Raw genomic sequence first — 26,400 nt, 5'->3', positions numbered from 1 at the left:
GATCCGTCGAACACGCAGGATGATTTGATGAACGTACCCTTCGACAAGAACGTGAACAACGCCGCCACCCACCCGAAATTTCTCAGCGTCTGGGAGATCGAGGCCTATTACGGCGAAAGCTACATCGTCCAGAACGTCAGCTTCGACATCCACGAAGGCGAGATCCTGGCCTTGCTGGGCCGCAACGGCGCGGGCAAGACCTCGACCTTGCGGACCATCGCCCGGCTCGGCACGCCGGAGCTGCGCCGTGGCGAGATCTGGCTCGACCACCAGCCGCTGCACAAGATGAAGAGCCACGAGGCCGCGGCCAACGGCATCGCCCTCGTGCCGGAGGATCGCTGCATCATCTCGGGCCTGACAGTCGAAGAGAACCTGCAGCTGGCGCAGATCGCGCCGCCCGTCGGCTGGTCGCTGGAGCGGATCTACGACCTCTTTCCGCGCCTGAAGGAACGGCGCAAGCAGGAGGGTGTCACGCTTTCGGGCGGCGAGCAGCAGATGCTGGCCATCGCCCGCGCGCTGGCCCGTGACATCAAGGTGCTGCTGCTCGACGAACCCTACGAGGGACTCGCCCCCGTCATCGTGCAAGAAATCGCCAAGACGCTGAACATCATCCGCGACCAGGGGATCACGACGATCATCGTCGAGCAAAACGCGGTGGCCGCGCTGAAGCTGGCGGACCGCGCGGTGATCCTCGACACCGGCACGGTGGTCTTCGACGGCTCCGCCAGGGAAGTGCTCGAGGACGAAAAGCTGCGCGCCCAGTACCTCGCGATCTGACGCGCGGGGATAAGGGGGTCGGCCGAGCGCTTGGGCAGGAGTGCCCGGCAAGACAGGCGGCATGAGCACTTGTCGCTGGGTGCGCGCGTCATCGTCTCCTTCCGAACCTGGCCGACCTGCACCGGGGTCCGTGAGCGACCAAGGGGATGTTCCAGGCCCTCGCGCACCCGGATGCAACAGCTTGGCCCCAAAGGTAGGTCGGGGATCGCTGCGGCACTTTCGCCCGGTCGCCCCTTGTTCTATACGGTCCGCGAAAGAGACGCTGCGTCACTCGGCGTCGCGCATATGGATCATTACGCAAGGACACGGCCAAATATGGGTAACCAGACCCCGCAGGACAGCGACGTCAGCTTCATCCAGGCTCTTGCCGAACTTCTGCACGCCAACGATCTGACCGAACTTCAGGTCAAGCGCGACTACGGCGAGAACGACAGCCTGAACGTCCGTGTCAGCCGCCTGACCCATCCCGCACCTGCGTCTTCGGCCCCCGCCCCGGCCCCCCTGCCGGCCGCGGCCGCCGCCCCGTCGCCCGCGCCCCAGGCTGCCGCCCCGGCCGCGGTCGAGGATCCCGCATCCCATCCCGGTGCCGTGACCTCGCCCATGGTCGGCACCGTCTACATGGCGCCCGAACCGGGTGGCAAACCCTTCGCCACGACCGGCCAGACGGTCAACGAAGGCGACACGCTGCTGATCATCGAGGCGATGAAGACGATGAACCACATCCCCGCCCCGCGCTCCGGCACCGTCAAGCGCATCCTCGCCGAAGACGGCGGGCCGGTGGAATTCGGCGCGCCCTTGATGATCATCGAATAAGGCGCCGGTCCCATGTTCGACAAAATCCTCATCGCCAACCGGGGCGAGATCGCGCTACGGGTCATCCGCGCCTGCCGCGAGATGGGCATCCAGAGCGTGGCCGTGCATTCCACCGCCGATTCGGACGCCATGCACGTGCGCATGGCCGACGAGGCGGTCTGCATCGGCCCGCCCTCCTCGGCGCAATCCTACCTGAACTTTCCCGCAATCATCTCCGCCTGCGAGATCACGGGCGCCCAGGCGATCCACCCGGGCTACGGATTCCTGTCGGAAAACGCGAGCTTCGTGCAGGTGGTCGAGGATCACGGCCTGACCTTCATCGGCCCCACCGCCGAGCACATCCGCGTCATGGGCGACAAGATCACCGCCAAGGACACGATGAAGGCCCTCGGCGTGCCTTGCGTGCCCGGCTCCGACGGCGGCGTGCCGACGCTCGATGACGCCCGCCGCATCGGCGAGGAGATCGGCTACCCGGTCATCATCAAGGCCACCGCCGGCGGCGGCGGACGCGGCATGAAGGTGGCTCAGACCGCCGCCGACATGGAAAAGGCATTCCACTCCGCCCGTGCGGAGGCGAAGGCCGCCTTCGGCAACGACGAAGTCTACATCGAGAAGTACCTGACCACCCCGCGCCACGTCGAGATTCAGGTCTTCGGCGACGGCAAGGGACGTGCGGTGCACCTGGGCGAACGGGATTGCAGCCTACAGCGCCGCCACCAGAAGGTGCTGGAAGAGGCCCCCGGCCCCGCGATCACGCCCGAGTTGCGCGCCCGCATCGGCAAGGTCTGCGCGGATGCCGTGGCCCAGATCAACTACATCGGCGCCGGCACCATCGAGTTCCTCTTCGAGAACGACGAATTCTACTTCATCGAGATGAACACCCGCCTGCAGGTCGAACACCCGGTGACCGAGGCGATCTTCAACGTCGATCTCGTGCGCGAGCAGATCAACGTCGCCGCCGGTCTGCCCATGACGCTGGAACAGGACAACCTCAAGATCAACGGCCACAGCATCGAGGTTCGGATCAACGCCGAGAAGCTGCCAAACTTCCAGCCATCGCCCGGAACGATCAGCCAGTACCACGCGCCGGGCGGCCTGGGCGTGCGGATGGACAGCGCACTTTACCAAGGTTACCGGATTCCGCCCTATTACGACAGCCTGATCGCCAAGCTGATCGTGCACGGCGCGGACCGGCCCGAAGCACTGGCGCGCCTCAGCCGCGCGCTGGGAGAGCTGATCGTCGACGGGGTGGAGACGACCGTGCCGCTCTTCGACGCGCTGCTGGCCGAAGAGGACATCCAGGCCGGGACCTACAACATCCACTGGTTGGAACACTGGCTGGAAACGAACCTGGGCTAGCGCGCCCGTGAGCGACCTGCTGACATCCGACCTGCTGCTCGAAGCCTACCGGAAAGGTGTCTTTCCGATGGCCGAGGACCGCAACGCGACCGAGGTCTTCTGGGTGCGCCCCCGGTTTCGCGGAATCCTGCCGCTGAACGGTTTCCACGTCTCCCGCTCGCTGGCGAAGACGGTGCGGCGCGGCGGGTTCACCGCCACCGCCGACATGGCCTTCGAGGCCGTCGTCGAAGGTTGCGCCGACCGGGAGGAGACCTGGATCAACGGCCCCATCTTCGACGTCTACCGAAAGTTGCACGCAGAAGGTCACGCCCATTCGGTCGAGATCTGGGCGGAGAAAACGCTGGTCGGCGGGGTCTATGGTGTGGCCATCGGGGCCGCGTTCTTCGGGGAAAGCATGTTCTCGACCCGCACCGATGCCTCGAAGGTCGCACTTCTGTGCGCCGTGGACCGGTTGCGGCGCGCAGGCTTCACACTTTTCGACACGCAGTTCCTGACGGCGCATCTGGCCTCGCTCGGCGGGATCGAGATCCCGCGCGCCCGCTACGAGGTGCTGCTCGCCGAAGCCCTGACAAATCAGGCGGCCTTCGGCGGGCCGGGTCCGGTGCCGGTCGATCAGGCGTTGGTGCAGCGCATGACCCAGACGTCGTAGCGCGGGTGATCCATCGCGTTCAGCGCGGGCGAGGAGGCGATCATCCAGCCCGAAAACACCGGGGTTTCACCATTGGCGTAGGTCACGGTGAGTTCCGCGAAGGCGTCGCCGCTGGGATTATCGGCGGGCACGCGGCATTCGTTCAGCTGGATCACGAGGCGGCCCAAGGCCTCGGCCCGGCCGCTTGCGATCGTCACGTCGCTCACCTGCCCCGTGACCTTGTCGAGCACGCGCAATTCGCCGCCCGGCTGCGACAGGGCCTCTTGGGCCGATGCAGCGCCCGGCAGCAGCGCCAGAAAGGCGAGCGCGCGGATCATTCGGGGCTCCAGGCCTCGTAGTCGCTGACCGGCTGGGGATCCGCGCGCCGCAGCGATCCGGTCGGCGCATAGGCCGCGTCCGTGCCGGTCCGGTTGGGCAGATGCGGCTGTTCCCACGGCTGGTGGATCAGGTTCGCCTCGGTCGGCGGTTCGTCCCAGGTCCGGTGCAGCCAGCCGTGCCATTCGGGTGCCACGCGGGAGGCCTCGGCCTCGCCGTTGTAGATCACCCAGCGACGGCTGTCGTCGGCGTTGCGGTAGAAGACGTTGCCCTGCCCGTCCTCGCCGACCCGTTCACCCTTGCGCCAAGTCCAGAACTGCGTGGCCAGGGTCTGACCGTCCCACCAGTTGAACAGGCGTGCGATTTTGCGAAGGGCTCCCATGATCTTCTCCGGTCTGAGGGTGGGTCCGTCATGCCGCAGACGGACGCAAAGGTCCAGCGGCATCACGGGGCGAGTCGTGCCGTGACCTCTATCTCTATCTTCATTTCGGGCGCCTGCAGGCCCGCGACCATCATGGTGGCGGCCGGACGCGCGGTGCGGAAGGCCTCCGACAGGATGGGCCAGCAGGCCTCCCAGAGGCTGGCGTCGGGCAGGATGTAGGTGGGCCCGCACGACGTGATCCAGGCCGCTGCCGGCCTCCTGCAAGACGCGGTCGATGGTGGCCAGTGTATTGCGGCATTGATCGACGATGCCTTCGGGCATGGTCATCGTCGCGTAATCGTAGCCCGTCGTGCCCGCGACGAAGACCCAGCCGTCCGCCACCACCGCGCGGGAATACCCGATACGCGCCTCGAAGGGGCTTCCGGTCGAGATATGGCGGACGCTCATGCGCGGACCCCTTCACATGCGAAAGGCCGCCCCCTGCCGGGGCGGCCCTTGCGTTCCGACCGGCGCGCCATCAGGCGCTCGCGGTCTCTTTCTCTTTCTTCTTCTCGTCGTGGATCATCAGCGGGGACGCGTCGGGACCGACAGCCTCTTCATTGACGACCACCTCGGTCACCGTATCCATGCCGGGCAGGTCGAACATCGTGTCCAGCAGGATGTCCTCCATGATGGAGCGCAGCCCGCGCGCACCGGTCTTGCGTTCGATCGCGCGCTTGGCGATGGCGGTCAGCGCGTCTTCGGTGAAGGACAGCTTGGTGTCCTCCAGTTCGAACAGGCGCTGGTACTGCTTGACGAGGGCGTTCTTGGGCCCGGTCAGAATGGTGATCAGGGCTTCCTCGTCGAGGTCGGTCAGCGTGGCGATCACCGGCAGGCGACCCACGAATTCGGGGATCAGACCGTATTTCAGCAGATCCTCGGGTTCGAGGTCCATGAAGGTCTCTCCCACGCCGCGGTCGTCGTTGTCCTTCACGTCGGCGCCGAAGCCCATGGCGGACCCCTTGCCACGCTGCGCGATGATCTTGTCGAGGCCCGCGAAGGCGCCGCCGCAGATGAACAGGATGTTGGTCGTGTCCACCTGCAGGAACTCCTGCTGGGGATGCTTGCGCCCGCCCTGCGGGGGGACGCTCGCGACGGTGCCTTCCATGATCTTCAAAAGCGCCTGCTGCACGCCCTCGCCGCTGACGTCGCGGGTGATCGAGGGGTTGTCGGACTTGCGGGTGATCTTGTCGACCTCGTCGATGTAGACGATGCCGCGCTGCGCGCGTTCGACGTTGTACTCGCTGGCCTGCAGCAGCTTGAGGATGATGTTTTCGACATCCTCACCAACGTAGCCTGCTTCCGTCAGGGTCGTGGCATCGGCCATCGTGAAGGGCACGTCGAGGATGCGGGCGAGCGTCTGCGCCAGCAGCGTCTTGCCGCAACCCGTGGGACCGATCAGCATGATGTTGGACTTCGCCAGCTCGATCTCCGACTTGTCGGAATTGTTCAGGCGCTTGTAGTGGTTGTGCACGGCGACCGAGAGCACGCGCTTGGCATGCATCTGGCCGATCACGTAATCGTCGAGGACCTGGCAAATCTCGCGCGGGGTCGGCACGCCGTCACCGGACTTGAGCGAGGCGCTCTTCGTCTCCTCACGGATGATGTCCATGCACAGCTCGACGCATTCGTCGCAGATGAACACGGTGGGCCCCGCGATCAGCTTGCGCACCTCGTGCTGACTTTTTCCGCAGAAGCTACAGTACAGGGTGTTCTTGCTGTCGCTGCCGGTCGTGCTTGCCATGTCTTGTCCTATCGCGCCGGGCGCCGGTTTGAGGTCGCGCTGTCTTGGGCATGAAGACTAGGACAGCGCGTTTGGGGTCACAACGCCAAATCGGCGTTAAAGCGACCCAAATCAGGTATGCGTGATCGCCTCATAAGCGCGGCGATCACGCGGGGATCAGTCTTCGGCCTTGTCGCGGCTGGTCACGATCTCGTCGATGTGGCCCCATTCCAGCGCTTCCTCGGGGGTCATCCACTTGTCGCGGTCCAGCGCCTTCTGCACTTCCTTGTAGGACTGGCCGGTGTGCTTTTGGTAAAGCTTGTACATCCGCTCGCGGGTGGCCTCGATGCTCTTGGCCGAGATCAGGATGTCCTCCGCCGTGCCGCGCGCGCCGCCCGAGGGCTGGTGGACCAGGAACTCCGCGTTGGGCAGCGCGAAGCGCATGCCCGCCTCGCCCCCGATCGAGATCACCGATCCCATGGACGCCGCCAGGCCGCACACCAGGGTCGAGACCTTGGGCCGGATGTACTGCATGGTGTCGTAGATGCTCATCCCCGCCACGACGCTGCCGCCGGGCGAGTTGATGTACATCGAGATTTCCTTCTTGGGGTTCTCGGCCTCCAGGTGAAGAAGCTGGGCCACGATCAGCTGGCTCATGCCGTCGTGGACGGGGCCGTTCACGAAGATGATGCGCTCCTTCAGCAGGCGGCTGAAGATGTCGTAGGCGCGCTCGCCCCGCGCGGTCTGTTCGACCACCATGGGGACGAGGTTCATGTAGGTCTCAGTGGGGTCTTGCATCGGAGCGCCTCTCTTGGGGGACACCTGTCGTCGGCGTCTTTCAAAGTCCCGATGACAGTATGCAGGGTGCGGTGCGTCTTCAAGAGCAGACCGACCCGCCGGTCTGTCCCGATCCGGTTCGGATATCGAAGGGCTCAAAGCGCTACGCCACGATCTGCGCAGTTTTCGCCTCATTCTAGCGATTTGCCAAGAAATTTCCCAACACCAGCCCGAATTCGGGCCTTCACCCTGCCTAGTGATTAATCCGGTCGTCCTTCCGGCCGCGTAAAGAGATTGGGTGGGATATCGTCATGCCAAACGGAGTACTCCTGGACCTGCGTGGGAACCGCCTGAACAGCGGCGACCCGGCGACCGCCTTCGCCTCGTTCGAGACGGCGCAGGTCATCGGCCCCGGCACCGTCCGTGTCTCCTACTCCGGCGGCGAGAGAACGCTCACCGGGAATTACCAGATCGGCACGGACGGCAACGTCTATTTCGTGGCCGACACGGCCTTCCCGCCGGGTCAGCAGACCGTCACGGTTCGCACGGCCCCCGAGGTCAGCATCTACCGCGGCACCGACGCGAACGACACCGCATTGTCCGGGGCTTCGACCGACGATTACATCTACGGTGGCAGCACCGCGCGGGAGACGGGCACCGGGTCGGACACCATCGACGCCGGATCCGGCAACGATACCGTCTTTGCCGGCGACGGTGCCGATACGGTCTTCGGCGGCGCCGGGCGCGACGTCCTCTATGGCGGTTCGGGGAACGACTCCCTTTCGGGCGGAATGGGGGCCGACTCGATCTTCGGTGGCGAGGGGGCCGACCGCATCGACGGCGGCGCGGGCAACGATGTCATCGACGCAGGCCCCGGGGCGAACCGGGTCGCGGGCGGTACCGGCAACGACAGCATCACGGCTGGATCGGGCGCGGATACCCTCTTTGGCAATGCCGGTCGCGACAGCATCCGGGCCGGCGATGGCGACGATACCATCTATGGCGGTGACAGCGCGGACACCATCGAGGCCGGCGCCGGGAACGACACCGTCTACGGCGAGGCCGGATCCGACGTGATCTTCGGCGGTGCGGGAAACGACACGCTCTACGGCGACGACCCCGCCCCCGCCGCCGCCACGACCGAAACGCTTCGCTGGACGACGCAAGGCGCCTCCGGCACGGACCTGCGGCAGGGCTTCACGCAGGACACCGGGTCGGTCAACGTCTCCGTCAGCTTCCGCGACGACGGCAGCCTCGCCGAAACCACGAGTTCGAACACGGCGATCTACACCGGCAACACCGCGACGGCGCCCAATTCCTCGCTCTTCATCCGAGGCGGTGGCGGAGAGACCGGCACCACCACCATCGATTTCGCCGCCGATCCCGAGAGCGGCGTCACCGATGCCGTGCGCGACGTGGGCTTCTGGATCACCGACATCGACGGCGTCCGGGACCAGGCCAACAACTTTGTCGACCAGGTCACGGTCACCGCATTCGATTCCGACGGCAACGAAGTTCCCGTCACGATCACCCTGCCCGCGGGCAGCAACGATACACGCTCCGGTCAGACCGTCACCGGCTCGCTCAACAACGACGAGGCGAACGAGGCCGACGGGGCTGCCTACGTGCAGATCCCCGGTCCCGTGAGTTCCATCGTCATCGGGTTCAGGAATGCCGACGGCGGCACGACGAACCACGCCGTCTTCGTCAGCGACATCGCTTTCACCACGGTCGTGCCGACCGGCGGCGACGACACGATCGACGGCGGCGACGGGGACGACCGCCTCTTCGGCGGCGCGGGTAACGATACACTTTCGGGCGGCGAAGGTCGCGACAGGCTGGAAGGCGGTGCGGGCAACGACACGCTCTACGGCGGCGCGGGCGAGGATTCGCTGCACGGCGGGACCGGCAACGATCACCTCTACGGCGGGTCCGAAAACGACACCCTCGTGGGCGGCGCCGGGGACGACACGATCTATGGCGGCGCGGGTGATGACGTCATCGGCGGTTTCGACGACGAGGGCGGCAACGACGTCCTCTACGGCGGCGCGGGGAACGACCGCATCCTTGGCGGCGCAGGCAACGACACGGTCTACGGTGGCGACGGCGACGACCTGCTGACCGGAGGCACCGGCACCGACACGATCTACGGCGGCGCGGGCAGCGACTACATCGCGGTGACCGACGATCACGGCAGCAACACCGTCGTGGGTGGCGAGGACGAAGGCGATACCGACGTCGATACGCTGGGCCTCTACAATTTCACCAGCACGGAGGGGGCCACGCTGGTCTATTCCGATGCGGAAACGGGGACCGCCAGCTTCGACGGCACCGACGCGCATGTCGCCTTCTCGGAAATCGAGCAGGTCATGCTGACCGACTACGACGACACCGTCGATGCAAGCGCGACCGCCGATGGGGTCAGCGTATTCCTGCGCGACGGCGACGACAGCTTCGTCGGCGGCGCGGGTGACGACTACGTCTCGGCCGGGGCCGGTGCGGACCGGGTTCAGGGCGGGGCCGGTGACGATACGATCGACCTCGGCACGGACGACGGGGCCATCGACACGGTGGTGCTGGAGAACGGCAGCGGCCAGGACACGATCCTGGGGTTCGAGGCACCGGTCGACAACGGCGACGGCACCTTCACCGGCCGCGACCAGTTGGACGTGACGAACCTCTTCGACGGCAATGGCGATCCGGTCAACGTGGCAGACGTCACGGTCAGCGAGGCCGATGGCCACGCGGTCCTGACGTTTCCGGGCGGCGAAAGCATCACGCTGAACGGGATCGGCGCGGCCGAGGCCGGCAATCCCTTTTACCTGAACGCGATGGGCATTCCCCTGACGGACGGCACCGTTTCGGGCACCGCGGGCGACGACGTGATCGCACCGGGCTACGTCGACCAGGACGGCGACCGGGTGGACGGCGACGACGCGATCCTTCCGGGCGACAGCGGCGCTGACGATCTGATCGAAGCCGGCGCGGGCGACGACACCGTGCGCGCGGGCGACGGCGATGACGAGGTCTACGGCGGCACCGGGAACGACACCCTCTTCGGGGGGGCCGGCGACGATACGCTCTTCGGCGGCGCAGGTGACGACATCCTGCAAGGCGGGGCCGGTCGCGACACGCTCTTCGGTGGCGCGGGCGACGACCAGCTGACCGTCGGCGCAGGCGACAGCGCCTTTGGCGGTGCGGGAGACGACGTCTTCACCCTGGACGACACCACGGGAGAGCCGGGGCGCACGATCTCGGGCGGGGCCGGCGACGAGACGGTGGGCGATACCCTGAAGCTCGGCACCCGCGGCAACCTGCGCGAGGTGTTGGAGAATGCGAACGACGACGGCACCGGCAGTTTTTCGGGCACCGCGACGCTGGACGACGGCACCGTCATCGCCTTCGACGAGATCGAGAACATCATTTGCTTCACCCCCGGCACCCAGATCGTGACGCCGACGGGGACGCGGGACATCGCGGACCTGCGCAAGGGCGACCTCGTGCTGACCCGCGACCACGGTTTGCAGCCGATCCGCTGGATCCGCGCGCGCAGCGTGCCCGCCCGCGGCCGCTTCGCCCCGGTGCGAATCCGTCCCGGCGTGCTGTCCGGGCAGGACGGCGACCTGCTCGTTTCGCCGCAACACCGGATGCTGTTCCAGGGCTACCGGGCCGAACTGCTCTTCGGAGAATCCGAGGTGCTCGTCCCGGCCAAGCACCTGATCGACGGCAAGCTCGTCACCCAGGACGAGGGAGAGACCGTCACCTACATCCACATGATGTTCGACCAGCACGAGGTGGTCTTCGCCAACGGCGCCCCGTCGGAAAGCTTCCACCCCGGCTCGATCGGTCTGACCGCCGTCAGCGAGGCGGCGCGCGATGAGCTTTTCGCGATCTTCCCCGAACTGAGGGCGGATGTGAACGCCTACGGCAAGACGGCCCGGCGTTGCCTCAAGCGGCACGAGGCCCGGCTGCTGCTCTAGGCGGGGACAACGCGCCGACGCCATGTCGTTCGCGCCCGATCGAAAGCCTTGCGGCCTCGGGACCTGCGTTCAGGCGATCTCGCGCGCGGGCTGGCGACGGCCTTGCGACCAGGCGGCCGCGGCCGCCCCGAAGGCAGCAAAGAGCGGGCGAGAGACCATGTCCTCTCCGGCGCGGTACTCCGGGTGCCACTGGACGCCCAGCGCGAAACCCGTGGCGCCGGCGATGTGGATCGCCTCCGGCGTGCCGTCGGGGGCATGGCCTTCGATGACGACACGCTTGCCCGCGACCTTGATCCCCTGCCCGTGCAACGAATTGGTCATCACGGTGTCGGACCCGAAGATCCGCGAGAACACTCCGCCCGGCGTCAGCGAAATCTCGTGACGCATGGCGAATTTTTCCTCGATGGTGCCGTCGGGGGGCATCCGGTGGTTGTCGCGGCCCGGCAGGTCCCGGATCTCCGGGTAGAGGGATCCGCCGAAGGCTACGTTCATCTCCTGAAAGCCGCGGCAGATCCCGAGGACCGGCAGGCCCACGTCGACGCAGGCCCGGATCAGCGGAAGGGCGACCGCGTCGCGGTTGGTGTCGAAGTCGCCGTGCGCGGGCGTCGGCTCCTCCCCGTATTCGGCCGGATGCACGTTGGGCCGCCCGCCGGGGAAGATGAAACCGTCGAAACTGTCGACCAGGTCCTCGATCCCGGCGGCCTTCGGCAAGGCCGGTACCAGCACCGGCAGCGCGTCGCAGACTTCGGCCACCGCCTCGATGTTCATGTCACCCACCGCCTGTACGGCATAGGTGTCGTTGATCATGTGCGAATTCGAGACGATGCCGATGAGGGGACGGGGCAAGGAAGTTCTCCGGTCGAGGGGATCGACGGAAGTGTAACGGATTCATGCCGCAGCTGCAAAGGGCGCCTCAGGCCACCCCGTGGAGCCCTGCCGCGGCAAGTCCCGCAAGAGCGCAATCCGCGTCGTTCTCCGAGGTGTCGCCGGTCACGCCGACGGCGCCGATGACCTCTTCACCGTCCTTGACCAGAACGCCGCCGGGGACCGGGATCACCTGGCCGTCGTAGACGCCGTTCACCGCGGCCATGAAATAGGCCTGCTCCTCGGCCCGCTTCATCTGCGCGCTTCCGGGCATGCCCAGCATGACCGACCCGTAGGCCTTGCCGTGCGCGATCTTGAACCGACCCGGCGAAGCCCCGTCGGCCCGGGCGAAGGCCTTCACGTGACCGCCCGCGTCCAGCACCACGACCGCAAGCGGCCGCAAGCCCATCTCGGCCCCCTTCGCCATGCAGGTGTCGATGATGGTCTGCGCCTGCGCGCTCGTGATCTGGGTCATGGGGTCACAATCCTTTTAGGATGCAAGGCGCGAAAGCTCTTGCACCGCATTATGGTTATGGAATCTTGCAAAAAAACTTCGCTTTCCGCGATCCCGGAGGTTAAGCAGGCTGTCATACCAATAAGCGATAACGGCACGGCGAGCCATCGGAAGATCGAAAAACGTCACTGCATCAGACAGTGTGCCTATCCAGGAAACAGAGCACCCTGCATCTGCAGCGCTGAGATAATCGCCTGTACTTACTTGACCATCGCGCGCGTCGAACCACTCATAGGTCATTTCATTATCCAGAATCCGAGGATCAAGATAGATCATATGGACCGACTTTCCTGTCCCTCTAAGCGGCGCGGAAAAGGCAACCTCGTGGCGATCAATATTGAGAGTAAAATAGCGCCCGCTGGCTGTCGAAGGGTACAGCGACATCGTCCACATCTCCTGCAAATCCATGAATTGAGACAAGCCGGTTTCGCGGAAAAGTCGCAAAAGATAATCCACCAAATCCCGGTCGAGCCGAAGCCGCCCGAGCGGAGCCGCGCCAAGCAATCCTGCCTCTGCTGTCTCAAGCAAGGCTTCGACCGCTTCACTTTTTGAAAGTCTGAAGAGTTCTCGCGCGGGTTCGTATTGGATTTCGTTTACGGACCTAAAACGGCGGTGCAACGCCGACTCCGTCGCAAACATGTCCTCGACCTGCCTGTAATCGACGACAGTCCATTTTCCGTGCTGACGGTATACCGGATCAGCCGACAATTCCTTCGCCCTGAAGTGAGGGGCGCGGTCACTTCGGCCGATCTTTACACCCGAGTAACCAGGAGCCGACATGACGTAAACGAAACCCTGTCTCGCTTTGACTTTGGTCAATCGCCTTTCGCTTTCTGCCGCCAGCGGTGGAGGACGGGTTCGGTGTAGCCGGAGGGCTGCACGCGCCCCTTGAAGACAAGGTCGCAGGCCGCCTGGAACGCGGCGCCGTCGAAATCGGGGGCCATCGGCGTGTAGGCGGGATCACCTTCGTTCTGGCGGTCCACGACGGCGGCCATCTTCTGCATCGTGTCCATCATGCGCGCCTCGTCCACGACGTCGTGAAGCAGCCAGTTCGCCAGCGCCTGAGAGCTGATGCGGCAGGTCGCGCGGTCCTCCATAAGGCCCACGTCGTTGATGTCCGGCACCTTAGAGCAGCCGATCCCCTGGTCGACCCAGCGCACCACGTAGCCCAGGATGCCCTGCGCGTTGTTCTCGATCTCGCGGGTGATCTCGTCCTCGGACCAGTTGCGCCCTTTGGCCACGGGGATCGTCAGCAGATCGTCCAGCGCGCCGCGCGGGCCGCCTTCGGCGAGCTTCTCCTGAAGGTCCAGCACGTCGACGTGGTGGTAATGCGTCGCGTGCAACGTGGCGGCGGTGGGCGACGGAACCCAGGCGCAGGTGGCCCCGGCCCTGGGGTGGCCGATCTTGGCCTCCAGCATCTCTTCCATGCGGTCGGGCATGGCCCACATGCCCTTGCCGATCTGCGCGCGCCCCCGCAGCCCGCAGGCCAGACCGATGTCCACGTTGCGATCCTCGTAGGCCTTGATCCAGGGGGCGTTCTTCATCTCGCCCTTGGGGATCATCGGACCCGCTTCCATCGAGGTGTGGATCTCGTCCCCCGTCCGGTCGAGGAAGCCCGTATTGATGAAGGCGACCCGGTCTTTCGCCGCCCGGATGCATTCGGCCAGGTTCACGCTGGTGCGCCGTTCCTCGTCCATGATGCCCAGCTTCACGGTATTGGGCTGCAGCCCCAGCACCTTTTCCACGTGAGCGAAGATGTCGTCGGTGAGCTTCACTTCCTCGGGGCCGTGCATCTTGGGTTTGACCACGTAGACCGATCCGGTGGTCGAATTGCGCGCCCCATCGGTCTTCTGCAGATCGTGCAGGGCGATGGTGACGGTGCACATCGCATCGACCAGCCCTTCACCGATCTCGTTCCCATCGTCGTCCAACACGGCAGGCGTGGTCATCAGGTGACCCACGTTGCGCACCAGCATGAGCGAGCGGCCTTTCACCGTCATCTCCCCCCCGTCGGGGGTGGTGAAGCTGCGGTCGCCCTTCAGCGCGCGGGTAAACGTCTCGCCGTTCTTGGTGACCTCTTCGGTCAGGTCACCGCGCATCAGTCCAAGCCAATTGGAATAGCCAAGGACCTTGTCTTCGGCATCCACGGCGGCGACGGAATCCTCGCAGTCCATGATGGTCGAGACGGCGGATTCCAGACGGATATCGCTGATGCCCGCGCGGTCCTGCTGGCCGATTTCGCCGCGGGGATCGACCTCGATCTCGATCAGCAGACCGTTGACACGCAAGAGCACGGTCAGGCTGTCACCCGACCCGCTGTAGCCCGCGAATTGCCCCTGATCGGCAAGCTGCGGGGTCAAGATGCCGCCCTCGACCGAAAGCCGGTCGACCTCCGCCCAGGACATGCTGGCGAGGGGGGCCACGGCGTCGAGGTGCTGGCGGCCCCAGGCGATGGCCCGCGCGCCACGTTCGGCGTCGTAGCCCTTGCCTTGCGGCAGATCACCCAGCGCGTCGGTGCCGTAAAGCGCATCGTAAAGGCTGCCCCAGCGCGCGTTCGCGGCATTGAGCGCGAAGCGGGCGTTCATGATCGGCACGACCAGCTGCGGACCGGGGATCGACGCAATCTCTGGATCGACGCCGGTGGTTCCGATCTCGAAGGCCGGGCCTTCGTCGACGAGGTAGCCGATCTCGCGCAGGAAGGCGCGGTAGGCTTCGGCCTCGAAGGCGTCGCCCCGGTGGTCCTGGTGCCAAGTGTCGATCTGCCCCTGCAGATCCTCGCGCCGCTGCAGCGCCTCGGCATTGCGCGGGCCGTAGGTGGCGACAAGATCCGACAGCCCGTTCCAGAACGTCTGCGGCGCGATACCGGTGCCGGGAAGAACGTCATCCTCGATGAAGCGAACCAAGGGATCGGCCACGTGCAAATTGGCCTTTTGCGTGCGTTGCGTCATGAAATATCCCCAGATGTCTTGTGACGCTCCGACCGGCAGCGGTCGGAGCAATACTTCACCTCGTCCCAGACCTTGGCCCAGGACTTGCGCCAGGTGAACGGGCGCCCGCAGACGGCACAAGTCTTGACCGGAAGATCGGCCTTCTTGCGCATCCGCGGCACGATCAGTCTACGGCGCCGTCTTCGTCGCCATCGGCCGGAACTTCGGCCCCGGTGGTGCCTTCGATCTGCGTCTCCGCACCTTCGGGCGTGTTGCCGTTGGCCGAGATGAAAAAGATCAGACCCGCCAGCAGGATCAGCGCGAAGACCACGACCGTGATGATTCCGGTCATCGCCCCGCGGTGGCGGCTTTTCTGCTTGTCGAGGTTGGTCTTCGGTGCGGACATGCGCGGATCTCCCTGAATGCGTAGTCAAGGCAGAATCTAGCGCGCCTTGAAGGTTATCAACGGCAAGCTTAACACCGGATCGAACGCGACCGAAAGCACTGGATGCCCGATGAAAGACAGCGCCCCGCAAACCATCCGCCTGGCCGACTACACGCCGCCGGCCTACCTGGTGGACACGGTCTCGCTCATCTTCCGGCTGGACCCCAATGCCACGCGCGTGACGTCGCGCATCGCGTTCCGCCCCAACCCGGATGCGGTCACGCGCGACTTTTTCCTGCACGGGGAAGAGCTTGACCTGAAATGGGCGCGCATCGACGGGATGCCGGCAGAGCCCGTAATCAGCGAAAAGGGTCTGACCTGCGCCGTTCCCGACGCCCCGTTCGTCTGGGAGGCGGAGGTCGAGATCGCGCCGGCGCGCAACACCGCGCTTGAAGGGCTCTACATGTCGAACGGCATGTATTGCACCCAATGCGAGGCCGAGGGCTTTCGCAAGATCACCTACTACCCCGACCGTCCCGACGTCATGGGCATCTTCACCGTGCGGATCGAAAGCGACCTGCCGGTGCTCTTGTCGAACGGAAACGCCACGGACCAGGGCAACGGCTGGGCCGAGTGGCACGACCCCTGGCCCAAGCCTGCCTACCTCTTCGCGCTGGTCGCGGGCGAACTCGTGGCCCACGCCGATCGATTCACGACCCTTGAAGGGCGCGACGTGGCGCTCAACATCTGGGTGCGCCCGGGCGATCTGGACAAATGCGCCTTCGGGATGCGCGCGCTCAAGTCGTCCATGGCCTGGGACGAGGCGACCTACGGGCGCGCCTACGACCTCGACGTGTTCAACATCGTGGCCGTCGACGATTTCAACATGGGCGCGATGGAGAACAAGGGGTTGAACATCTTCAACTCGTCCTGCGTGCTGGCCAATCCCGAAACCTCGACCGATGCCGACTTCGAGCGGATCGAGGCAATCATCGCCCACGAATATTTCCACAACTGGACCGGCAACCGCATCACCTGCCGCGACTGGTTCCAGCTATGCCTCAAGGAAGGCCTGACCGTCTTTCGCGATCAAAGCTTCACCGGCGATCTGCGCGGTCACGCGGTCAAGCGCATCGACGACGCCCAGCTTCTGCGGGCGCGCCAGTTCCGCGAGGATGCAGGTCCCCTCGCCCACCCGGTCCGGCCCGCAAGCTTCGTCGAGATCAACAACTTCTACACCGTCACCGTCTACGAAAAAGGGGCAGAGCTGGTCGGCATGCTCAAGCGGCTCGTCGGCGCGGAAGGGTACGACGCCGCACTCGCGCTCTATTTCGACCGCCACGATGGGCAGGCCGTCACGATCGAGGATTGGCTGGCCTGTTTCGCGGATGCCACGGGCCGGGACCTGACGCAGTTCGCGCGCTGGTACGAACAGGCCGGTACCCCGGTCGTCACCGCCACCGAAAGCCACGCGGACGGCACCTTCGCGCTGACGTTGCGACAAGAGACTCCGCCCACCCCAGGCCAGCCCGACAAGGCACCGGTGCACATCCCCGTGGCCGTCGGCCTGCTGGCGCCGGACGGGACCGAAGTGCTGCCCACCCGCGTGCTCGAACTGACCGAAGCAGAGCAGACCTTCACCTTCCCCGACCTGCCCGAACGGCCCATAGCCTCCCTCTTGCGGGATTTCTCGGCCCCCGTGATCCTGCGACACGACCAAAGCCCGGCGGAGCGCGCCTTGCTGCTGGCGAACGACACCGATCCGTTCAACCGCTGGCAGGCGGGCCGTGCGCTCGCGCGCGCAGCACTGCTCGACCGGTTGCAGCATGGGGCGGACCCCGACCCGGCGTTCCTCGACGGTTTGAAGGCAACCTTGACGAACGACACGCTCGATCCCGCCTTCCGCGCCCGCGTCCTGACCCTGCCGAGCGAGGAGGAGCTGACCGAGGCGGTCGCGGCCGCAGGGCGGACCCCCGATCCGATGCAGATCCACGAAACCCGCGCGGACCTGCGCGACATCGTCGGCGCGCACCTGCACGACGCATTGGCAGAGACCTTTGCGGCCATGCAGATCGCAGCGCCCTATGATCCCGGCGCGGAGCAGGCGGGCATGCGCACGCTGGGCAATCTCGCGTTGTCCTACCTTACGCACCTTGAAGGACCCTCCCGGGCGCGGTCGCAATTCGAGGCCGCCCGCGACATGACGCAGCAGCTGGGCGCGCTTTCCTCCTTGCTCGACATCCGCGACGGGGGCGCCGAGCTTGCCCGGTTCCGGGACCGCTGGCAGGACGACCGGCTGGTGATGAACAAGTGGTTCTCGCTGCAGATTGCGCGCGCCACCCCCGCCGAGGCCGCCCCCCTCGCGGCAAAGCTTGCGCAGGACCCGGCCTTTGATTGGAAGAATCCGAATCGGTTCCGCAGCGTCTTCGGCGCGCTCGCAGGTCATCCGGCGGGCTTCCACGCCCCTGGCGGCGCGGCCTACGACCTGCTGGTGGACTGGCTCATTCGACTCGACCCGGTGAACCCGCAGACCGCCGCGCGCATGGTCACGGCCTTCGAGACCTGGGCCCGCTACGACGCGGACCGGCAGGCCGCCATGCGGCACGCGCTCGAACGGTTGCGCGCGCGGCCCGACCTGTCCCGCGACAGCGCCGAGATGGTCAGCCGTATCCTGGGTTAACGCGCTTGGACGTAGATCAATTCTCCGCTACGTCATGACCGGGAAGCGAGGATCAGGCCATGAGCGAGATGAGAGACCGGATCGATCCGTTGATCACCGAGCGCGCGCCCTGGCTTTACAGCAGCATTCCCGGGGTCCGGCTGCTGCGCGGTCTCCTGCACCTCGCGCTGGGCTACGACCGCACGGTGGAGATCGCGGAACGGCTGAAGGACGCGCCCTCGCCGCAGATCATGGACGAGATGGCCGACAGGCTTGCCAAGCTGGTCGTATCCGAGGGGCTGCGTCACATCCCGAAGGAAGGTCCGGCCCTGATCGTGGTTAACCATCCGACCGGCATCGCCGACGGGATCATGATGTGGCACGTGATCCGCAGCATCCGCCCGGACATGTATTTCTTCGCCAACAGCGACATCCTGCGGATCATGCCGCAGATGTCCGACACGATCTGCCCGGTCGAGTGGCGCGAGGACAAGCGCAGCCGCGTGAAGACGCGCGAGACGCTGGCCTACGTGAAGGAGGCGACCGTGCAAGGCCGCCTGGGGATCATCTTCCCCTCCGGACGGCTGGCCAAGCGTCGCAAGCTCAAGCTGCACGAGCGCGACTGGATGCCGTCGGCCGCGATGCTGGCACGCAAGTTCGACCTGCCGGTCATTCCCGTGAACGTGCAGGCGCGCAACTCGGCGCTGTTCTACCTCTTCGACAAGCTGCACCCGACCCTGCGCGACGTGACCCTGTTCCACGAGACCCTGAACAAGGACCGTCAACCCTACCGGATCACCGTCGGACCGCCGATTCAGGCGGCACAGATCCCCAAGGACGACGGGATCGCCTATCTCAAGCGCAAGACGCTGGCGTTGGGCGGGGCCGATGCACCGGCGGTCAGCCTGGTCCGGATGACGCGGTCGCCCTTCCTGTCCAGGCCGGCGGACTAAGCCTCAATCGGCGGGCCGCGGCCGGGGCCGCGTGTCGTCCGCCGTGGCGGTCGTGACCGGCACGAGCCCGGCGGGGCGCAGGCGCGGGCGCGGCCTCTCGGGGATCACGCAGTAATCCTGCGCGCGGGTCCAGGCCGACATCTCGGCCCGTTTCGCGGGCCTGGTCATCGGGCCCCAGTCGGCGGCGACGCCGCGCCAGCGCCCGTCGCGCAAGGCCACGGCCCGGTCGCGCGACACGGTGCGCGCCATGATCCGCGCGGCACAGGACAGGTTCAGGATCGGATCCTTCAGCGCCCCGCCGGTCGTGGCCCGGCAACCGTAGCCGCGCGCGGTCGCGGGCAGGATCTGCAAGAGCCCGTACCACAGACCGCCCCCGCCAACGGCATCGGGGTTGTGCCTGCTTTCGTGCTTGGTCAGCGCGGACATCATGCCGACCCAGAAGGCCCGGCGCATCACCGGCGAGTTCTGCGCGTAAGCGGGGCACCAGTCCTCGATATCGCGGGGGACGATGTCGTCCAGACCGTGCTGCGCGATCGCGGACATCGTGGCGCGGGTCCACATCCGCGCACGGTTCGATCCGCCCCAGCGCGTTTCGGGGACGAAATTCGGCCGCAGCACCGGACGCAGCGGCGGCGGCCCGGCGATGACCTGAACGGGATAGCGGATCATGTGCAACGGTCGTGCGTAAGGTCGCGCGGATTGCAACCGCCTACGCTTGGCGTCCTGCCTCTGAACGGCGAGGTCTTCCCGGGCGAAGGGCCGGGCCTGCTCCGGCGTCAGGGCCGGCACCGTGGCCACCCTCGGGGCGGGACTGTCGACCGGCTCCATCGGCGCGGCTGTCGCGGGAGGCGCCAGTATCAGCAGCACGGCAATCAGAAAGGCTGGATTCGGCATGGCCCGATACATCGCCCGAACCGCGTCTCGAGGGCAAGAATTGAATCCCCCATAGGCGAAGGGCGACCCCGGAGGGACGCCCCACACCTTTCGTAAATCGAAAGATCAGGCGGCGGGACGCGCGTGCTTGCCTTCCTCGATCTCCTCGACCAGCTTGGACACGAAGGCCTCCAGATCGTTTGGATTGCGGCTGGTGACGATCCCGCGCGAGGTCGCGACCTGTTGGTCGACCACGTCGGCGCCCGCGTTCTTGAGGTCCGTGCGGATCGACTTGTAGCAGGTCATCTCGCGGCCCTCGACGACGCCGGCCTCAATCAGCAACCAGGGCGCGTGGCAGATGGCGCCGACGATCTTGCCGGACTTCACGAACCCCTGGATCAGCGTGATCACGTCTTCTTCGACGCGCAGGACGTCGGGGTTGATCTGGCCGCCCGGCAGGACCAGGGCGTCATAATCCTCGAGCTTGGCGTCGGCGATCTTCAGGTCGGCCTCTGCGTCCTTGCCCCAGTCGGAGCCTTCCCAGCCCTTGATGCTTTCGCCGTCGAGCGTGGCCACGTGCACCGTTGCGCCCTTGGCGCGCAGCTGGTCGCGGGGAAACTCGAGTTCGGACTGCTCGAAGCCGTCGGTGGCAAGGATGAGGACTTTGGCGGATGCGATATCGGTCATGTCGTGTCTCCTATTGGATGTGCCTGACAACGGTCCGTCCCCGCCTCTTGTTCCACTCGCGGCTGTGGCATAGAACCGCCGGAACGAAAGAGGTTGCCAATGCTTGATCTGGATTATGACGCCCCGGCCCCGAAGGTGATCGCGGGTGCGCAACACGACTGGGAACTGGTGATCGGGTTGGAGGTCCACGCCCAGGTCGCGACCTCGGCCAAGCTGTTCTCGGGCGCCTCGACCCTCTTCGGGGCGCAGCCGAATTCGAACGTGGCCTTCGTGGACGCGGGCATGCCCGGGATGCTGCCGGTCATCAACGAAGGCTGCGTCGCGCAGGCCGTGCGCACCGGGCTGGGGCTGAAGGCGCAGATCAACCTGCGCTCGGCCTTCGATCGCAAGAACTACTTCTACCCCGATCAACCCTCGGGCTACCAGATCAGCCAGCTCTACCACCCCATCGTGGGCGAAGGCGAAGTGCTGGTCGAACTGGGCGACGGCACCGCCCGCCGCGTCCGGATCGAGCGGATCCACCTCGAACAGGACGCAGGCAAGTCGATCCACGACATGGACCCCAACATGTCCTTCGTGGACCTCAACCGCTCGGGCGTCGCCTTGATGGAGATCGTTTCCCGCCCCGACATCCGCTCGCCCGAGGAAGCGGCGGCCTATGTCGCCAAGCTGCGCCAGATCATGCGCTACCTCGGCACCTGCGATGGCAACATGCAAAACGGCAACCTGCGCGCGGACGTGAACGTCTCCGTCTGCCGCCCGGGCGATTACGAGCGGTTCTCCGAGACCGGCGACTTCGGCCATCTGGGCACGCGGTGCGAGATCAAGAACATGAACTCGATGCGCTTCATCCAGGCCGCGATCGAGGTCGAGGCCCGCCGCCAGATCGCGCTCATCGAGGACGGCCGCGAGGTCGTGCAGGAAACCCGCCTCTACGATCCCGACCGGAACGAGACGCGGTCCATGCGCTCCAAGGAAGAGGCGCATGACTACCGCTACTTCCCCGACCCCGACCTTCTGCCGCTGGAGATTGAGCAGGCCTGGGTCGACGATATCGCCGCCGCCCTGCCCGAACTGCCCGACGCCAAGAAGGCGCGGTTCATCGAGACCTTCGGCCTGTCGGACTACGACGCGAGCGTGCTCACGGCGGACGTTGCCAACGCCGCCTACTTTGAGGAAGTGGCGCAAGGCCGCGACGGAAAGCTGGCCGCGAACTGGGTCATCAACGAACTCTTCGGGCGCCTGAGGAAGGACGGCGATCGTGCGATTGCGGACAGCCCGATCAGCGCCGCCCGGCTGGGCCAGATCGTGGCGCTGATCAAGTCCGACGTCATCAGCGGCAAGATCGCCAAGGACGTCTTCGACATCGCCTACACGCAAGGCCGCGACCCCGACGAGATCGTCGAGACCGAAGGCCTCGAGCAGGTGACCGACACCGGCGCCATCGAGGACGCCGTCGACCGCATCATCGCCGAGAACCCCGCGCAGGTCGAGAAGGCCAAGCAGAACCCCAAGCTGGCAGGCTGGTTCGTGGGCCAGACCATGAAGGCCACCGGCGGCAAGGCCAATCCCAAGGCCGTAAACGAGATCGTCGCGAGAAAGCTTGCCTGACGTCTGATCCCCTCTCCGCCGCCTCAAGGAGCGCCCGATGGCCCTTTACGAATACCTCGTCGTCCCGGCCCCGCGTAAGGGGCTGAAGGAAAAGGGCATGAAGGGGGTAGAGCTGCGGTTCGCCGCGGCCATGTCGACCGTCCTGAACCGCTACGCCAGCGACGGCTGGGAATACCTCCGCACCGACACCCTTCCGGCGGAGGAACGTGACGGCCTGATGATGAACCGGGTGACCGTGTTCCAGAACCTGCTGGTGTTCCGCCGCCCAAAGACGACGGAGGCCCATACACCGGAAACCGCCCCCGCGCTGATCGAGGACCACAGCGACGCGCGCGACGCGGACGGCGCCAGAGGCGAGCAGGCACCCGTGCAGGAACCCGCATCGACTGTGTCCGACGCTCCGACGGCACCGGAAACCTCCGGCACAACCGGTGAATCGACCGAAGCGGCCAAGTCCGCCGACCGCCACACCTGAACGTCGGTTCAGGGGCCACTTCACCGATTGTGGTCAGACCATCTCGATCGCGAGAGCGTGAATGCGCGTGATGATGTCCGGGCCCAATGCCGCGTGAACCGCGCGGTGCTTGGCGATCCGGCTCTTGCCGTCGAGCGTGCTTGCCCCGATCACCACGCGCCAATGGCTTTCGCCGGACCCGTCGTCGCCCGCGTGGCCTGCGTGCTGCGCGCTTTCGTTCACGACCTCCAGCCGCTCCGGCGCCAGTCCGGTTTCGAGCGCCTTTCGAATTTCTTCGTCAAGTGCCATTATTTTCTCCTGTGCTCTTCACCTGCCCGCCCATTGGTTTAGAGTGCTGTCTCCGACGAGGAAAGAGTGGCCATGAACAGAAAAGATCCCTTCGGATTCGACATGTCCGTGTCGAACAGCAAGAAGAAGAACCCCCGCGGGCGGCGTGGCATGTCAGGCGCGTCGGAAACCTCGACGCGCGTGTGCGAACACGAAGGCTGCAACGAGCCGGGCAAGTATCGCGCGCCGAAATCGCCCGATACGCTCGACGATTACATCTGGTTCTGCAAGGAACACATCCGCGAATACAACCTCAAGTGGAACTTCTTCGACAGCACCTCGGAGGCCGAGTTGATGGCCCAGATGGACCGGGATCGGACCTGGGAGCGCCCGACCCGGCCGTTCAAGCGATCGGCGGAGGAACGGGCCTGGGCCCGTCTCGGCGTGAAGGACCCGCACGAGGTGCTGGGCGAGAACGCGACCCGCAATCCCGGCCGCAACGCCGATTCCACCGGCGCGACCCGCCGTCTGCCGCCGACCGAACGCCGCGCGATCGAGATTCTCGACGCCCGCGACAGCATGTCCAAGGCCGAGATCCGCAAGTGCTACAAGGCGCTCATCAAGGTGCTGCACCCCGATATGAACGGTGGCGACCGCAGTCAGGAAGAGCAGTTGGCAGAGGTCGTCTGGGCCTGGGACCAGCTCAAGGCCAGCCGCAATTTCCGCGAGAAGGACTGACGCGGGCGCGGGGGGCCTGCCCCGCCACGCGGTCGTCCCGACGTCGGTTCGTGCACTGACCGCCGCGAACCGGCGCGCCTGGACGGATCAGTGCCAGTTCGCCGCCCGCTCGGCGAACCGCAGACGTTCCATCCGCCATTCGCGCACCAGAAGATGCGACAGAATCAGTCCGCAGCTCCAGGCCAGGAACAGCGCCGGACGGGCCAGGATCACCGTTCCGAAAAGCATGGGGCCGAACATCGTGCCGTAGCCCGGCAGGATCAGCGTGCCCGCGATCAGGGCCGTTAGACAACCGATCCAGACGACGGCACAGAGCGCCCGGATCGCGCCGACCGCGCCGGAACGTCCCAGCCATCGGCGGCCAATGTAGAAGGACAGGATCCCGCCGATCGCGCCTGAGGCCGCGCACCAGGCATCGCTCAGGCTCCAGCCCCGCAACAGATCACCGCGGTCGGCGACCTGGCTGACGACGACGAAGGCCAGCACCGCCCCCAGCCCGCCCAGCAATACGCCTGCGATCAGCAAGCGACACTCGCCCGGCGAGGGACGAAAGGGGTGCAGGATACGCTGGCGCATCGGGTGGGTCCTTACGGTCGATCCCTCTTACCCCGGACCGTGGCGCGGTCCCAGCACGCAGGCGGCGACAGACTGTTTCGCGGGCCCGTCTTCGATTGCCTCCCCGGACGCCTCGCGATCGGTTTGGCGCTGCCGAACAGACGGTTTTACGCATCGACGCCTATCCCCGGGGTTCGACCGAACGCCGTCCCGACCGCTCAAGCGGCGCGGAACATCAGCGAGACGCCGTTCAGGCAATGCCGCTGACCCGTCGGGGCGGGGCCATCCGCGAAGATATGGCCCAGGTGGCTGCCGCAGCGTCGGCAATGGCATTCCATGCGCACGGTCCACAGCTTGCGGTCTTCCTTCGTGCCGATGGCGTTGTCGTAGCTTGCGTAGAAACTGGGCCAGCCCGTGCCGCTGTCGAACTTCGTCCGGGACGGATAGAGTGCCAACCCGCAGCCGCGGCAGAAATAGGTGCCGTCCGCGAAGGTCTTGTCGAGTGGGCTGCTGTAGGCAGGCTCGGTCGCCTCCTCGCGCATGACGCGGTATTCCAGCGGGGTCAGCATCGCGCGCCACTGGCGTTCCGTGCGTGTCACCTCGAAGCCTTGCGCGCGAAGGGCGCCGGGCAGCGCGGTCGATGCCAGCATAGCCGCGACGAACGTTCTGCGATTCATGATCGTCTCCTCCCTCTTGTCCTCGCGCGTGACATACCACGCGCCTGTCCCATCCCGATGGGGCAAGCGGGGCGTCTTACGCGGTTGTGAAGCCCGCGTGAGGAGGAGCGGCCTCAGCCGGTGGAGGCAACCTCGCCCAGCGCCAGGACGTCGCCCGTGGGACTGCCCGTGGGTGAACCACCGGCGGGTTCGTCCGAAATCGCGAGCGTTCCGCCCGGCAGGGCCGTGGCAAGGGCTGGCTCGACGGGCAGAGTGCTTTCGGCCGTGTCAGACAAAAGACCCAGCGACACGGGCGGGGTGTCGTCGGCGATCAGCCACAGCTCGCGCACGCGGTCTTCGGGTGGCGGGGTCCCCGCGGTCCGGGTCAGCCGCAAGGTGCCGGCGGTGGCATCAAAAGCGGCCTGCACGATCAGGCTATCGTCCTCTGCCGCGATCTGCGCCTGCAGCGCGGGTGCCTGGGGGTCGAGGTCGCTCGAGGTCGGGGGGATGTAGACGTTCAGCACCCACAGGACCAGGGCTGCCGCCGCGACGCCGCCCAGCATCGCCGGAATCAGCCCCAACCGCTCCAGCCAGCCGCGCCGGGCCGTGGTGTCGCCTTTCGTTTCCGGTCCGAATAGATCGGCCTTGATCGCGGCAAACACCCGTTCCGGCGGAATCACCTGGGGCAGTTGGTCGGCCAATGCCGCGATCCGTTCGGCCCAGAAGGCGTATTCGGCGCGCAGGCCGGGATCGACGGCCAGCACCTCCTCGTAGGCGGCTGCCTCCTCGTCCGTCAGCAGGCCAAGGACGTATTCGCCCGTCAGCGCCTGCTCTTCTTCGTGGTCAAACTCATCTGTCATCCGACAGGCACTCTCTCAACTTCAACAGGCTGCGTCGCAGCCAGGTCCTTACCGTGTTCAGCGGCACCGCGTAGTGGTCCGCCAGTTCCTGGTAGGTATTGCCCTCCAGGTAGGCGCGTCGGACCGCTCCCGCCTTGTCGGGATCCAACTGGTCCATGCAATCGACGATCCGGGTCCGGTCCGAGGTCGCCATCGCCAGTGCTTCGGGGCCGGGGCTGGCGTCCGGCATTTCGGCAACGTCGTCCATCGTCCCCGAGGCGCGGGTCTTGCGGGCACGGATCTTGTCCACCGCGTGATTACGCGCCACCGTGATCAGCCAGGTCATCGGACTGAGCCCGTTCGCCTTGTACCGATCCGCATTGCGCCAGATCTTCACAAAGATTTCCTGAAGCGCGTCCTCGGCTTCCGCCCGATTGCCCAAGACACGCAGGCAGACGCCGAACAGTTTCGCCGAGGTCGCGGAATAGAGGGTCTCGAAGGCCGCCCGGTCGCCGGACGCCACGCGCGCGATCATATCCTCTATGTCGGAGGTCGTAGTCATGCAGTCATCCCCTGTCTCGGC

27 protein-coding genes and 1 pseudogene are annotated in these 26,400 nt (G+C 66.0%); 10 read left to right on the top strand and 18 right to left on the bottom strand.

The genetic code is table 11. The annotated features are described in order from the left end of the window. The first annotated feature begins 27 nt into the window (after window positions 1-27). The 4 genes from EU805_RS08915 to aat all read left to right on the top strand — a co-directional run bounded on the left by EU805_RS08915 (window position 28) and on the right by aat (window position 3,598). Window positions 28-777, top strand: coding sequence for an ABC transporter ATP-binding protein (locus EU805_RS08915; protein ID WP_129763613.1), 750 nt, complete (start codon window positions 28-30; stop codon window positions 775-777). A 315-nt stretch (window positions 778-1,092) separates the two neighbouring features. Next, on the top strand, window positions 1,093-1,590 hold the full coding sequence (accB, locus tag EU805_RS08910; RefSeq protein WP_129763612.1) for an acetyl-CoA carboxylase biotin carboxyl carrier protein: 498 nt from the start codon (window positions 1,093-1,095) through the stop codon (window positions 1,588-1,590). 12 nt (window positions 1,591-1,602) lie between these two features. After that, the gene (accC, locus tag EU805_RS08905) at window positions 1,603-2,949 is read left to right on the top strand and encodes an acetyl-CoA carboxylase biotin carboxylase subunit (RefSeq protein WP_129763611.1); all 1,347 of its coding nucleotides are present in this window, start codon (window positions 1,603-1,605) and stop codon (window positions 2,947-2,949) included. A gap of 7 nt (window positions 2,950-2,956) precedes the next feature. Beyond that, entirely contained in the window at window positions 2,957-3,598 is a 642-nt protein-coding gene (aat, locus tag EU805_RS08900; RefSeq protein ID WP_129763610.1) for a leucyl/phenylalanyl-tRNA--protein transferase, read from the top strand. Here the strand turns inward: aat and EU805_RS08895 are convergent. From EU805_RS08895 to EU805_RS08875, 5 genes and pseudogenes are all read right to left on the bottom strand, one after another. Then, window positions 3,562-3,915 (bottom strand): DUF2155 domain-containing protein, encoded by a 354-nt coding sequence (locus tag EU805_RS08895; protein ID WP_129763609.1) that lies wholly within the window; start codon window positions 3,913-3,915, stop codon window positions 3,562-3,564. The two genes, aat and EU805_RS08895, sit on opposite strands and share 37 nt — an antisense overlap. Continuing rightward, a complete protein-coding gene (locus EU805_RS08890) occupies window positions 3,912-4,295 on the bottom strand; it encodes an NADH:ubiquinone oxidoreductase subunit NDUFA12 (RefSeq protein WP_129763608.1) in 384 nt (127 codons plus the stop codon). The genes EU805_RS08895 and EU805_RS08890 overlap by 4 nt, the downstream gene beginning before the upstream one ends. A gap of 62 nt (window positions 4,296-4,357) precedes the next feature. After that, a pseudogene (locus EU805_RS08885) lies at window positions 4,358-4,742 on the bottom strand (RidA family protein). 70 nt (window positions 4,743-4,812) lie between these two features. After that, window positions 4,813-6,078: an ATP-dependent Clp protease ATP-binding subunit ClpX gene (clpX, locus tag EU805_RS08880; RefSeq protein WP_129763607.1), complete on the bottom strand. Its 1,266-nt coding sequence runs from the start codon at window positions 6,076-6,078 to the stop codon at window positions 4,813-4,815. A 156-nt stretch (window positions 6,079-6,234) separates the two neighbouring features. After that, window positions 6,235-6,855, bottom strand: a complete 621-nt coding sequence (locus EU805_RS08875) for an ATP-dependent Clp protease proteolytic subunit (RefSeq protein ID WP_129763606.1) — start codon at window positions 6,853-6,855, stop codon at window positions 6,235-6,237. A gap of 290 nt (window positions 6,856-7,145) precedes the next feature. Between EU805_RS08875 and EU805_RS17885 the strand changes: the two genes are divergently transcribed. Continuing rightward, the gene (locus EU805_RS17885; RefSeq protein ID WP_305000491.1) at window positions 7,146-10,814 is read left to right on the top strand and encodes a Hint domain-containing protein; all 3,669 of its coding nucleotides are present in this window, start codon (window positions 7,146-7,148) and stop codon (window positions 10,812-10,814) included. Between the two features lie 69 nt (window positions 10,815-10,883). On the opposite strand, the gene EU805_RS08845 is transcribed toward EU805_RS17885, so the two are convergent. From EU805_RS08845 to EU805_RS08820, 6 genes are all read right to left on the bottom strand, one after another. Further along, window positions 10,884-11,660, bottom strand: coding sequence for a gamma-glutamyl-gamma-aminobutyrate hydrolase family protein (locus EU805_RS08845; RefSeq protein WP_129763605.1), 777 nt, complete (start codon window positions 11,658-11,660; stop codon window positions 10,884-10,886). Between the two features lie 67 nt (window positions 11,661-11,727). After that, window positions 11,728-12,153 (bottom strand): heme-binding protein, encoded by a 426-nt coding sequence (locus EU805_RS08840; protein ID WP_129763604.1) that lies wholly within the window; start codon window positions 12,151-12,153, stop codon window positions 11,728-11,730. 15 nt (window positions 12,154-12,168) lie between these two features. Beyond that, the gene (locus EU805_RS08835) at window positions 12,169-13,011 is read right to left on the bottom strand and encodes a GIY-YIG nuclease family protein (RefSeq protein ID WP_129763603.1); all 843 of its coding nucleotides are present in this window, start codon (window positions 13,009-13,011) and stop codon (window positions 12,169-12,171) included. After that, window positions 13,008-15,140, bottom strand: a complete 2,133-nt coding sequence (locus EU805_RS08830) for a malate synthase G (RefSeq protein WP_129763602.1) — start codon at window positions 15,138-15,140, stop codon at window positions 13,008-13,010. Before EU805_RS08830 ends, EU805_RS08835 begins: the two co-directional genes overlap by 4 nt. Further along, on the bottom strand, window positions 15,137-15,292 hold the full coding sequence (locus tag EU805_RS08825) for a DUF2256 domain-containing protein (protein WP_129763741.1): 156 nt from the start codon (window positions 15,290-15,292) through the stop codon (window positions 15,137-15,139). Before EU805_RS08825 ends, EU805_RS08830 begins: the two co-directional genes overlap by 4 nt. A gap of 11 nt (window positions 15,293-15,303) precedes the next feature. Beyond that, window positions 15,304-15,525, bottom strand: a complete 222-nt coding sequence (locus EU805_RS08820) for a hypothetical protein (RefSeq protein ID WP_129763601.1) — start codon at window positions 15,523-15,525, stop codon at window positions 15,304-15,306. A 109-nt stretch (window positions 15,526-15,634) separates the two neighbouring features. Here EU805_RS08820 and pepN point away from each other — a divergent pair, with 109 nt between their 5' ends. After that, window positions 15,635-18,184, top strand: coding sequence for an aminopeptidase N (gene pepN / locus EU805_RS08815; protein ID WP_129763600.1), 2,550 nt, complete (start codon window positions 15,635-15,637; stop codon window positions 18,182-18,184). Window positions 18,185-18,252: 68 nt separating this feature from the next. Next, complete coding sequence (locus tag EU805_RS08810) at window positions 18,253-19,116, top strand: 1-acyl-sn-glycerol-3-phosphate acyltransferase (RefSeq protein ID WP_129763740.1); 864 nt, start codon at window positions 18,253-18,255, stop codon at window positions 19,114-19,116. Between the two features lie 3 nt (window positions 19,117-19,119). Here EU805_RS08810 and EU805_RS08805 read toward each other — a convergent pair whose 3' ends face one another. Both EU805_RS08805 and EU805_RS08800 read right to left on the bottom strand, forming a co-directional pair. Further along, entirely contained in the window at window positions 19,120-20,010 is an 891-nt protein-coding gene (locus EU805_RS08805; RefSeq protein WP_242494099.1) for a transglycosylase SLT domain-containing protein, read from the bottom strand. 105 nt (window positions 20,011-20,115) lie between these two features. Then, a complete protein-coding gene (locus EU805_RS08800; protein WP_129763599.1) occupies window positions 20,116-20,676 on the bottom strand; it encodes a type 1 glutamine amidotransferase domain-containing protein in 561 nt (186 codons plus the stop codon). A gap of 99 nt (window positions 20,677-20,775) precedes the next feature. Between EU805_RS08800 and gatB the strand changes: the two genes are divergently transcribed. Both gatB and EU805_RS08790 read left to right on the top strand, forming a co-directional pair. Continuing rightward, on the top strand, window positions 20,776-22,287 hold the full coding sequence (gatB, locus tag EU805_RS08795; RefSeq protein WP_129763598.1) for an Asp-tRNA(Asn)/Glu-tRNA(Gln) amidotransferase subunit GatB: 1,512 nt from the start codon (window positions 20,776-20,778) through the stop codon (window positions 22,285-22,287). Window positions 22,288-22,324: 37 nt separating this feature from the next. Continuing rightward, window positions 22,325-22,762 carry a DUF4177 domain-containing protein gene (locus EU805_RS08790; RefSeq protein WP_129763597.1) on the top strand — a complete coding sequence of 146 codons (438 nt, stop codon included), beginning with the start codon at window positions 22,325-22,327 and terminating at the stop codon, window positions 22,760-22,762. A gap of 33 nt (window positions 22,763-22,795) precedes the next feature. Here EU805_RS08790 and EU805_RS08785 read toward each other — a convergent pair whose 3' ends face one another. Then, complete coding sequence (locus EU805_RS08785) at window positions 22,796-23,050, bottom strand: BolA family transcriptional regulator (protein ID WP_129763596.1); 255 nt, start codon at window positions 23,048-23,050, stop codon at window positions 22,796-22,798. A 72-nt stretch (window positions 23,051-23,122) separates the two neighbouring features. Here EU805_RS08785 and EU805_RS08780 point away from each other — a divergent pair, with 72 nt between their 5' ends. Next, window positions 23,123-23,767 carry a J domain-containing protein gene (locus EU805_RS08780; protein ID WP_129763595.1) on the top strand — a complete coding sequence of 215 codons (645 nt, stop codon included), beginning with the start codon at window positions 23,123-23,125 and terminating at the stop codon, window positions 23,765-23,767. Between the two features lie 87 nt (window positions 23,768-23,854). Here EU805_RS08780 and EU805_RS08775 read toward each other — a convergent pair whose 3' ends face one another. From EU805_RS08775 to EU805_RS08760, 4 genes are all read right to left on the bottom strand, one after another. Next, the gene (locus tag EU805_RS08775; protein WP_129763594.1) at window positions 23,855-24,343 is read right to left on the bottom strand and encodes a hypothetical protein; all 489 of its coding nucleotides are present in this window, start codon (window positions 24,341-24,343) and stop codon (window positions 23,855-23,857) included. Between the two features lie 197 nt (window positions 24,344-24,540). Further along, window positions 24,541-24,999 carry a peptide-methionine (R)-S-oxide reductase MsrB gene (msrB, locus tag EU805_RS08770; RefSeq protein WP_129763593.1) on the bottom strand — a complete coding sequence of 153 codons (459 nt, stop codon included), beginning with the start codon at window positions 24,997-24,999 and terminating at the stop codon, window positions 24,541-24,543. 113 nt (window positions 25,000-25,112) lie between these two features. Next, on the bottom strand, window positions 25,113-25,838 hold the full coding sequence (locus EU805_RS08765; protein WP_129763592.1) for an anti-sigma factor domain-containing protein: 726 nt from the start codon (window positions 25,836-25,838) through the stop codon (window positions 25,113-25,115). Beyond that, window positions 25,828-26,379: a sigma-70 family RNA polymerase sigma factor gene (locus EU805_RS08760; protein WP_129763591.1), complete on the bottom strand. Its 552-nt coding sequence runs from the start codon at window positions 26,377-26,379 to the stop codon at window positions 25,828-25,830. Before EU805_RS08760 ends, EU805_RS08765 begins: the two co-directional genes overlap by 11 nt. Window positions 26,380-26,400: the final 21 nt, after the last annotated feature.

Origin of the sequence: Salipiger sp. IMCC34102 (assembly GCF_004145405.1) — a bacterium.
Classification (GTDB): Bacteria; Pseudomonadota; Alphaproteobacteria; order Rhodobacterales; family Rhodobacteraceae; genus Loktanella.
Note: the sequence above shows the minus strand (reverse complement) of the source record. Positions and strands in the feature narration are given on the sequence as shown.